We start from the raw sequence: 8271 nt of genomic DNA on the forward strand, positions 1-8271 counted from the left end.
TTAACGCGGCTTCCGAATTATGACGGCTTTCGGTTTATAACTGGACATTTTGCTAAGTAGATCGTTAACCCTCTTCTGTGTAATGGGACTTAGAAAATGAAGCTTTATTTGCAAGCCAAATTCATTCACGATTATGCACCTATGTTTGTGTCCTAAAACGATTATGCACCTATGTTTGTGTCGTGGCCTCGCGACACAAACACAGGTGCTTTGAAATAAAAAATCCCCGATTGACGGGTTCTCAAAGCACTCATGTTTGTGTCGCCGGACAAATGTCGGATGACAAGAACATTATCACAATCTATGACGCAAAAGACAGCAAGCCGATCGAGCCGGGAATGACGATGGAAGACATCTTGAAGCAAGACTTGTTCGTCGCCGGCAAAGCCGCCATGACCATCGCGGGATCGTACAATATTGAGACGCTGCTGCAGGGCAAGAATTCGCTCAAGGACGTCAATCCGGTCAACTGGGATATCGTTACCGTTCCGGTCGATCCGAGAAACCCGGAGGCTTCGGATGCGGTGTCCATTTCGAAGTTTTTTGCCGTCCATGTCGATTCGCCCAACAGGCGGGCAGCCTGGGAATTGGTCAAATATATCAACAGCGAGGAAGTAGCGAAAGCGACGGTCTCCTCGAATCCGGGCGAGCTGTCCTCCAGAACAGCCTACATCAAAGAACGAGACGGCCGCAGCCTCGAACCGTTCACGATGCTGAAAATGGCCCGAAACGGCTATCCGAAAGGCGCGGAGCCGGTGCCGGCGTCGTTCTACTCTGCCTTTGACCAAATGGCCCAAGCGGAGGTGCAAGCCGTCGTCGAAAGCAAAAAATCGGTTGACGAAGCTCTCAAAACTATGCAGGAAAAAGGCCAGGACATTTATGACAAAGCAAAACGAGAACAAAAAAATACGGAACAATAAGGGCAGGGCTAGCCGGGTAGGGAAATCGAACAATGTCGGAGAAGTCAAGACGATGGACAAATGGAATCGACTGGACGATGTGCGGTATTTTAGCATCGATTTATTTGGTTTGGCGCATCGGTACCGTCGGCGATTGGACCTTGGAGTGCTGGGTCTTGCTTTTGATTTGTCTGATAGGGGTGCGAAAGGACCAGGCTGACGTCGAATGGATGAAATTTTTGGCGGCGGGGGTTCCGTTTCTGGGGGTTCTACGTCAAAGTCCGGTGCCGTAGGTCAGCCTCACTTTTTCCTGCGCCGCGTTTACCTTTGTCGGAGTCGGAGGAAGCGGGCGTCGATATCGCCATGCAGGACGGCAAGCAGGACATCCATGAGAGTTCGTGGTCAGACAGTAGAAATGGATGGTTCAACTTAATACCCTCGGAGCCATTGGTGGTATTGGACGTCCCCTTGCATGCAGGGTTATCCGACTCCGTCAGCCAGCATGGTTTACCGCCAATGTTGCATCCCTTCCCATAAATCATTCCGTCAAGCCTTTCATTATAAACTCCACTAGGTATTTCATGAGCTGTGGGAAAACATTGGCTGCTCCAATGATCAGGAAAGACACTAACGGATGTGAAAAAACCTTGATTCGGGCACGACCAGCCGTGACCCAAACCAAGGTTTAATTTATTTTATCCCGTTATTATTCGTAATAATAACCGTTCGGGAAGAAGGCTCCCACTTCACTTCCGCCCCCAGTGCCTCGCCGATTAAGCGGACCGGGACCATCGTATGGCCGTTCACGATCTGCGCCGGCACTTCCTGCGTTTGAGCCGAACCGCCGACCGTGACATTTTTATCGCCGATTTTCAAATACACCGTCGTCGTTTCCTTTCTTGGCTGTCACGGATTGTTCCCTTTCGTTCCAGTCGATCGTGGCACCCAGCTTCTCAAAAATCGCCCTTAGCGGCACAAGCGTGCTGCCTTCGACGATAACCGGAGGCTGCTCGAAGCTTTGCGCGGTACCGTCAATGGTTACCTTAATGGCGTCGGTGCCACCTGTGGATGCTTCGAAACTGAAGGTATCGATGCCGAATACCGGCGTGAAATCAACCGACGTTACGATACTTTCGCTGCCGCCGCCACGCGGATCGGTTGTGGTTTCTTTCAGCAATATACCGGTTTCTTTGTCGAACCATTGCTCTCTGGCCGGGACGACCCCGTTTTCCACTTTCTCGATCCCTTCGGCATCCGTGAATTTTCGGTTCAATTGCTTGTTTGCACCAGACAGGTGATAGGCGGCCCGGCCAAGGAGCGTTTCTTCTCCTTTAAAAACCGGAGCTTCATTATCTTCTAACAGCAACTTAAGCTTTTGCTTGGATATGTTGGAATAGCTGTACCATTCCATCCCGTTCAGCTTTACTTTGCTTGTTTTCCCTTCCGTGATGAAAACTCCGTCATCTCCGTTGATGATCGAGGTGCTCATCGTTTTGCCGCTTCCGTCATAGTTGATCTCCGATCGGTACCGGGCATTCGGAACATCCTGCCATTCCTTGAATAACACAACTTTGCTCGTTCCATTTTCAAAGGTGGTCGTCTCCTTCCGCTCCACGTAAAACGGGAGCGGCTGCTTCCCTTCGATTTCATTGGCGACCTGCTCAAGGGTTAGTACGCCGGCTCCGATTTCTGCCGGGGCAGCTGACGCTCCATAAAGAGGCAGCGCGATGGTAAGCAATGCAAAACCTAGTCCTGCGGACAACCATTTTCGTTTGTTCAACATCATCATATCCTCCATTTTCTCCATATAAGGGATTGCGGCGGTGCTGATTTTTCGCCCCGAATCATCGCCGCTTGGGCTGGACGAAAACACCTCCTTATCTTAAGGCGAAGCAAAATCGAATTCGGTTCACCCATGAACCGAGTCGCCGTTTCGTTCGCCTATAAGGTGTACGACCCAAAAAGAGGAGGAGCAAACCACAATGAAAAAAACTACCATTGCCGTATTAAGCGCAGCCGTATTATTTGGAGGACTTGCACCACTGGCCGTTCGGGCCGATGCAACCGCCGTTTCCGCAAACCAAACCGCCGCAGTGCCGGTTGCCACTCATGACACAAAAACCTTCAATTTGAACTCGAACATCCAAAAGCAGTACGGCGGGGCCACATTCACGTTGAAGTCGCTGTCGGCCACTCCGGAGACGACCGAATTTGTCTTGGCCCGCCACGTCCCGGATGGGATAGCAAAAGATGTCGATGAACAGCTCATGAAAATGCGGTATTTGGTCACGGACGACAACGGATGGATTTACGAATACCAAAAGGCTAGTGAGAAAGGACAGGAGCAGCCGGATGGATCTTTCGTGCCCCACTATACCGAAAATGTGAAGCCTTTGCAGGGGAAGCCCAAGGAGCTGACCATCAGGCCGTATGTAGGAGGCTGGTACGACGATACAAGCACGATGTTCTCGGATAAAGCAAATGTGACAGCGCCATTGACCGGTCAATATCCGCTAACGCTCGATCAAGGCAAAATCGGCACCATGTCGGTAACCGGCGTGGACTTCGGCAAGGATAAAACCCTTCTGAAACTGGCGATCGCCGGAGAAATGGCATCCGTTCAGAAGACGGGCACTTGGCTTGTACAAAACGGGAAGCAGCTTGATGCGATCCGCACGAAATTGGTTGGCGTAGAGGACGGCGTCTACCAATACGAGCTTGAATTTCCGGCCGTGGACTCGACAGCACAGCTTAAGGTGCTGACCAAGCGCATGACGCCTGTGACGTTCCTGAAGGAGCTGGAGATGAAGGTTCATCTTCCACAATAACGATAACAACCCTCGAGGGGTTACACTCCACGCGGGTTGTTTTTTTTGCTACAGTCCTTTGCCTACAGGCTGAATCGTTCTCAATACTTGTGCGGCGGCCTTTGGGCCGATCGCGGACGCAATGACCCATCCCACCTATCTGACCCAGCGGAAGCGGACCGAGTTGGGCGAAGAGTACCGCAGGCGGATTCGCAGCGACTTGACGTTTATGAACGAGCGGCTCCGCACCGAGCTTTGGCAATCATTCGAGGTTGCTTGCTTTTCCGTACAGGGCGTACAATTAAGAGACGCTTCAAGCGGCGGAGGACGCAGGCATCGGGCTGCTGTTTACGATCCGGGAGGGCATCAATACCGCTGCGGACCGGCTGGTGTACCGGATCAATGCAGGCGAGCCGTACATGACGGCCGACGCCTTGATCGCGACGATATGCAAGTATCATTAAGAAAATTTTTTGCGGAATCAATGAACCGGAGCCCCGTTTCGTTCGCCTATAAGGTAGAGGAAGTCAGGAAGGTGACGTAAATGGATCAGGAAAAGCTATATATAAAGCAGTGCAGGAACGGAGATAAAGAAGCTTTTTTCAAGCTGGTTGAGCCGTTGCTAGGCCGCGTCTACAGCACGTCGGCCGCGATACTGCGTTCCTCGCATCTGGCGGAGGATGCGGTGCAGAATGCGTTGCTCGAAGCGTATCAAGCCATAATGAACGGCAAAAATATCCGCAATTTTAAGAACTGGTTCAATCATTTGACCGCCTGCCGCGCGCTCGATCTGGCCAGACAGCGTTCGAAATTGGCCAGCCGGACCGGCGATCTGGAGGAGATTGAAGTGCCGGATGAGCAAGCCTCCCCGATCGACGCGCTCATCCGCAAGGAAGCGGGCCACGAGCTGCTGGGATCGGTGATGTCGCTGGACGTCAACCACCGGACAGTCGTCATTTTGTACTATTACCAGGAGCTGTCGCTGGATGAAATCGCCGATGTGCTTAGCGTGAAGAAGGGCACGATCAAATCGCGGCTGCACGCCGCCCGCTTGAAATTGAACGAAAAAATGATGCAACCTAATCCAAAGCAGGTGATGGAATGTTGAAATCAGTACGTGATAAACAAGTCAAAGAAGAGCTCGCCCAATCGCTTCAAGAGCTTCCAGTCCCGGCATCGCTGCTTCAATTCGCTAAGGACGTCCCGGACATAGCAGAATCGATGCCTGCTATCCCGGCCCGTAGGCCAATCCGGCGGCGCAGCAGGAAGGCGCGCTTCACCATTGCCGCGGCCTGTGCTTTGGCCGTAGTCGTTTCGGTCGGCGGCGCTCAGGTTTCCCCGACGTTCGCCAATATGGTAAAAGGCATTCCCGGCTTCTCCGGCGTGTTAAGCTGGCTGGATGAAGTACGGGGCTATGACGGCGTCCGCAATGCGCGCTCCTATGGCTATGAACCGACCGCTCCTGTCGTGAAGCAGTTCGGCGACGTCACCATCGGCATCAGCGACGTCTATTTGACCGGCGATAAGCTTTCCTACAAAACGTTCGTCAAGTCCGACGAGATTAAGAAAAACGCGTTCAAACGGGAAAACGGCGTTTTGGATGTAGACCAGAGAAAAATCACGAATTTTAGTATCAATAGCTATGACTTCGAGGAAGCTATCGGTCAAGGCAGCGGGGGCACCATCGAGTCCAATGACGCAACCCAGGAGCCAATCCAAGTCGAAACTTCCGAATTGTTCCTGACGCCGCAACAAGTTAAAGATTTTATAAACAAGAACCCGAAGGAACTGCGGTTTAAGGTATACGAGCATCCTCCTGGAAAAAGCTCAAAGTTCTTGTTCGATATCAGCGTGCCGTTCGATAAGGCGCAATGGCGCGAAGATCTTATTGTTCCGCTTCATCAACAGGTCGAGGTGGCCGGAGACTTCGATCTTCCATCATTTACCTTGGATCAGCTCAAGATCACGCCTACGAATACGCACCTTGATGTGAAAATTGGGCAGGGCGCAACCCATTATTTGAACTTTGCTTGGTTTGGCAATAATTCACAGGAGTTTGACCCATATCTTACCGATGACAAGGGGAACAAATACCCGCTTTTGGCGGATAGACCGCAGAAACAATATGACAGCCTTGCTCGGCCTGGCGATTGGGACGGCAACAAAATGGAGTTCATGTCTTCGCCGTATTTCGACCCATCCGTGAAACGGCTAACCTTGCACCTGAACGGCATCCATCTTACGGAAAAGACGCCGAGCGCCTCATTTACGTTCTCGTCCAGCGAAAAGCTTCCGAAAACGGTACGCTTTAAGGATAAACAATTTACGATCCTCGAAAGCAATTATAAAAATGGTTACCTGTGGCTCAAAATCAAGAAGGATCGTCCGGAAGACGTCCGCTTGGGCATCCAGTTCGGCATTCCTGAGGATCTCAAAAAAGCATATACAGAGAAAATAGAGAATACACCGGAATTGAAGGAATTGTACGAACAGCGTCCCGACGTTGCGGTAATCGAGGGGGTGGCGCGTTCCGAGCGGCCGGAGGATGACTATTTCGAAGCCGGCATTAGAACGCCCGAGCAAGACTCTTACGAAATTACTATGCTGCGCGACTTCAACCCGATCCCGCTGAAAAAAGAGATTACGTTTGAATTTAGAAAGTAGCAGTTTTAACCTTGCCGATACTTTGCACCATCGCTTTTATTGAAGCTTCCCCGTGTTTTGAACGCGTTCATGACGGAATCACACCGGCATGATGCTGTCAAGGCACGGGGGTGTTTTTTTGGGAGAAATAGCAGCATGAAATGTCCTCACAAATCAAAACGAGCTAAGCATGAATTGCAAAATATGAATTCTTTCACGCCACTCAGTGTATCGATGAGAAGTTTCGAAAAGCCGCAAGCAGAACAACAAAAATCTTTACGAAGTTACGTCGATCAATACGTGTCCCGACTTACAATTTAAAGAAACAACATTTTTTCACCCATCACAGATATGGTTTTTTTCTGTCGGGAATGGGATAAAGTTCTAGTCAAATTCCCGTGACAAGAACTTTATCCCATTCCCGACAGATTGCTCGAAGTGGGTGAAGCCATATGAAAAATCTGGTTTTTAGGTTATCGAGTAACGATAGTTCAATACCAAAACGGCTGCCGCGGGGCAGCCGTCATTGCGCTATACCAGCCAATAGGTTGTCAATAAGAAACCATATACAGTTGCTTATGCTAGCTTCCGGCTCGCCGGCTGCGCCGCCCCGCCCCGGGCATTCACGTTTGGGCGCTGAGTGCGTATCCTATCGGGAAAGGATTTTGATTCGCGGAGGGATCGACGGTGGGATACTACGTAACGGTAGAGCCGGGGGTAAAGCTCTATGTGGAGGACATCAACCCGGCCGGAAGCAAGACGATCGTGTTTCTTCATGGCTGGCCACTCAACCATGACCAGTTCGAATATCAGTTCGACGTGCTGCCAGGCATGGGCTACCGCTGCATCGGCATCGACTGGCGTGGCTTCGGCAAGTCGGACCGACCCTACGGTGGCTATAATTTAGAGCGGCTTGCGGACGATATCCGCGCCGTCGTCGAGGAGCTGCAATTGAAAGATTTCGTACTCGCCGGACATTCGACCGGAGGCGCGATCGCGATCAAATACGTCGTACGGTATAATGGTGGCGGCGTATCAAAGCTCGTGCTGATCGACGCGGCGGCTCCTCGCGGCTTCACCAAGGAGACGGCCGCGCAGCTGCTGAAGGAGACGTTGAACGACCGGGCGAACATGATGCTCGGCGTGACGGATATTTTCTTCTTTCGGTACATCACCAAGCCATTCTCGGACTGGTTCAATAGGATGGGCATGCAGGCCGCCGGTTGGTCGACGGCCGCGATCATCGTCATGCTGCGGGACTTCGATTTGAATGCCGACCTGTCTCGCATCCAGGTGCCGACGCTGATCGTGCATGGCATTCACGACCAGGTCATTCCATTCAGCCAGGCGGAGGAGATGCATCGTAAAATTCCCCATTCGCAGCTCGTGCCGTTCATGTACAGCGGCCACGGCTCGTTCTACGATGAACGTGACAAGTTCAATCAGCTGATGTGGGAGTTCGTCGGGACTGCGCGGCGATGAACACCTCACCGCGGGAACCGCAATAGCACGACGACAGGCAAGTTGAGAAAACGACAGCCTTTATGCCGGCTGCCGTTTCTTCGAGTTTATTAAGCTATTGTTCCCAGTTACATCAAAAGATCTTGGTAATTTTGGGGGAAGTCATCCTTATTTGGTCCTCTAAGATGTTCAAAATTTTTAAGCTCAACTCCAGCTGCCGAGATCCGGTATGTAAACACATCTTCGCCAATAGGGATATGAGGCCCGACTGTTGGGTGCGCATCAAGTGTGATTAAAAAATCAAAACCACGGAAACCATTTACCCTTTCAATGTGCTTCACATCCACAAAGTAAGGATAAATATCTGGTGATCCTGGTACTGAAAATACATCTGAATATACCTCAGCAAGCTTCTCGCGCATCTGCGGTAGTAGAACCAAGACAAGCATATCTTGAAGTTG

At 51.2% G+C, this 8271-nt stretch carries 10 protein-coding genes; 7 read left to right on the forward strand and 3 right to left on the reverse strand.

Features of this window, described 5'->3' with window-relative positions; all coding sequences use genetic code 11:
- Positions 1-272 precede the first annotated feature (272 nt).
- Complete coding sequence (locus ACFQI7_RS37370) at positions 273-920, forward strand: extracellular solute-binding protein (RefSeq protein ID WP_377518580.1); 648 nt, start codon at positions 273-275, stop codon at positions 918-920.
- A 32-nt stretch (positions 921-952) separates the two neighbouring features.
- Complete coding sequence (locus tag ACFQI7_RS37375; protein ID WP_377518582.1) at positions 953-1192, forward strand: hypothetical protein; 240 nt, start codon at positions 953-955, stop codon at positions 1190-1192.
- 397 nt (positions 1193-1589) lie between these two features.
- Here ACFQI7_RS37375 and ACFQI7_RS37380 read toward each other — a convergent pair whose 3' ends face one another.
- Positions 1590-1781, reverse strand: a complete 192-nt coding sequence (locus ACFQI7_RS37380) for a copper amine oxidase N-terminal domain-containing protein (protein WP_377518584.1) — start codon at positions 1779-1781, stop codon at positions 1590-1592.
- Positions 1759-2688, reverse strand: coding sequence for a stalk domain-containing protein (locus ACFQI7_RS37385; RefSeq protein ID WP_377518586.1), 930 nt, complete (start codon positions 2686-2688; stop codon positions 1759-1761). The genes ACFQI7_RS37380 and ACFQI7_RS37385 overlap by 23 nt, the downstream gene beginning before the upstream one ends.
- Positions 2689-2881: 193 nt before the next feature.
- On the opposite strand from ACFQI7_RS37385, the gene ACFQI7_RS37390 reads away from it, so the two are divergent.
- The 5 genes from ACFQI7_RS37390 (at position 2882) to ACFQI7_RS37410 (ending at position 7831) form a co-directional block, all read left to right on the forward strand.
- On the forward strand, positions 2882-3727 hold the full coding sequence (locus ACFQI7_RS37390; RefSeq protein WP_377518588.1) for a DUF5643 domain-containing protein: 846 nt from the start codon (positions 2882-2884) through the stop codon (positions 3725-3727).
- Positions 3728-3890: 163 nt separating this feature from the next.
- The gene (locus tag ACFQI7_RS37395; protein ID WP_218103621.1) at positions 3891-4250 is read left to right on the forward strand and encodes a hypothetical protein; all 360 of its coding nucleotides are present in this window, start codon (positions 3891-3893) and stop codon (positions 4248-4250) included.
- Positions 4251-4814, forward strand: a complete 564-nt coding sequence (locus ACFQI7_RS37400; RefSeq protein WP_377518590.1) for an RNA polymerase sigma factor — start codon at positions 4251-4253, stop codon at positions 4812-4814.
- A complete protein-coding gene (locus ACFQI7_RS37405; RefSeq protein WP_377518592.1) occupies positions 4808-6370 on the forward strand; it encodes a DUF4179 domain-containing protein in 1563 nt (520 codons plus the stop codon). Before ACFQI7_RS37400 ends, ACFQI7_RS37405 begins: the two co-directional genes overlap by 7 nt.
- 666 nt (positions 6371-7036) lie before the next feature.
- On the forward strand, positions 7037-7831 hold the full coding sequence (locus ACFQI7_RS37410; RefSeq protein WP_377518594.1) for an alpha/beta fold hydrolase: 795 nt from the start codon (positions 7037-7039) through the stop codon (positions 7829-7831).
- A 107-nt stretch (positions 7832-7938) separates the two neighbouring features.
- Here ACFQI7_RS37410 and ACFQI7_RS37415 read toward each other — a convergent pair.
- Positions 7939-8271 (reverse strand): DUF3888 domain-containing protein (locus ACFQI7_RS37415; RefSeq protein ID WP_218103619.1); only part of this gene is annotated, 333 nt, incomplete at its 5' end.

Source organism: Paenibacillus allorhizosphaerae (genome assembly GCF_042659105.1).
Taxonomy (GTDB): domain Bacteria; phylum Bacillota; class Bacilli; order Paenibacillales; family NBRC-103111; genus Paenibacillus_G; species Paenibacillus_G allorhizosphaerae.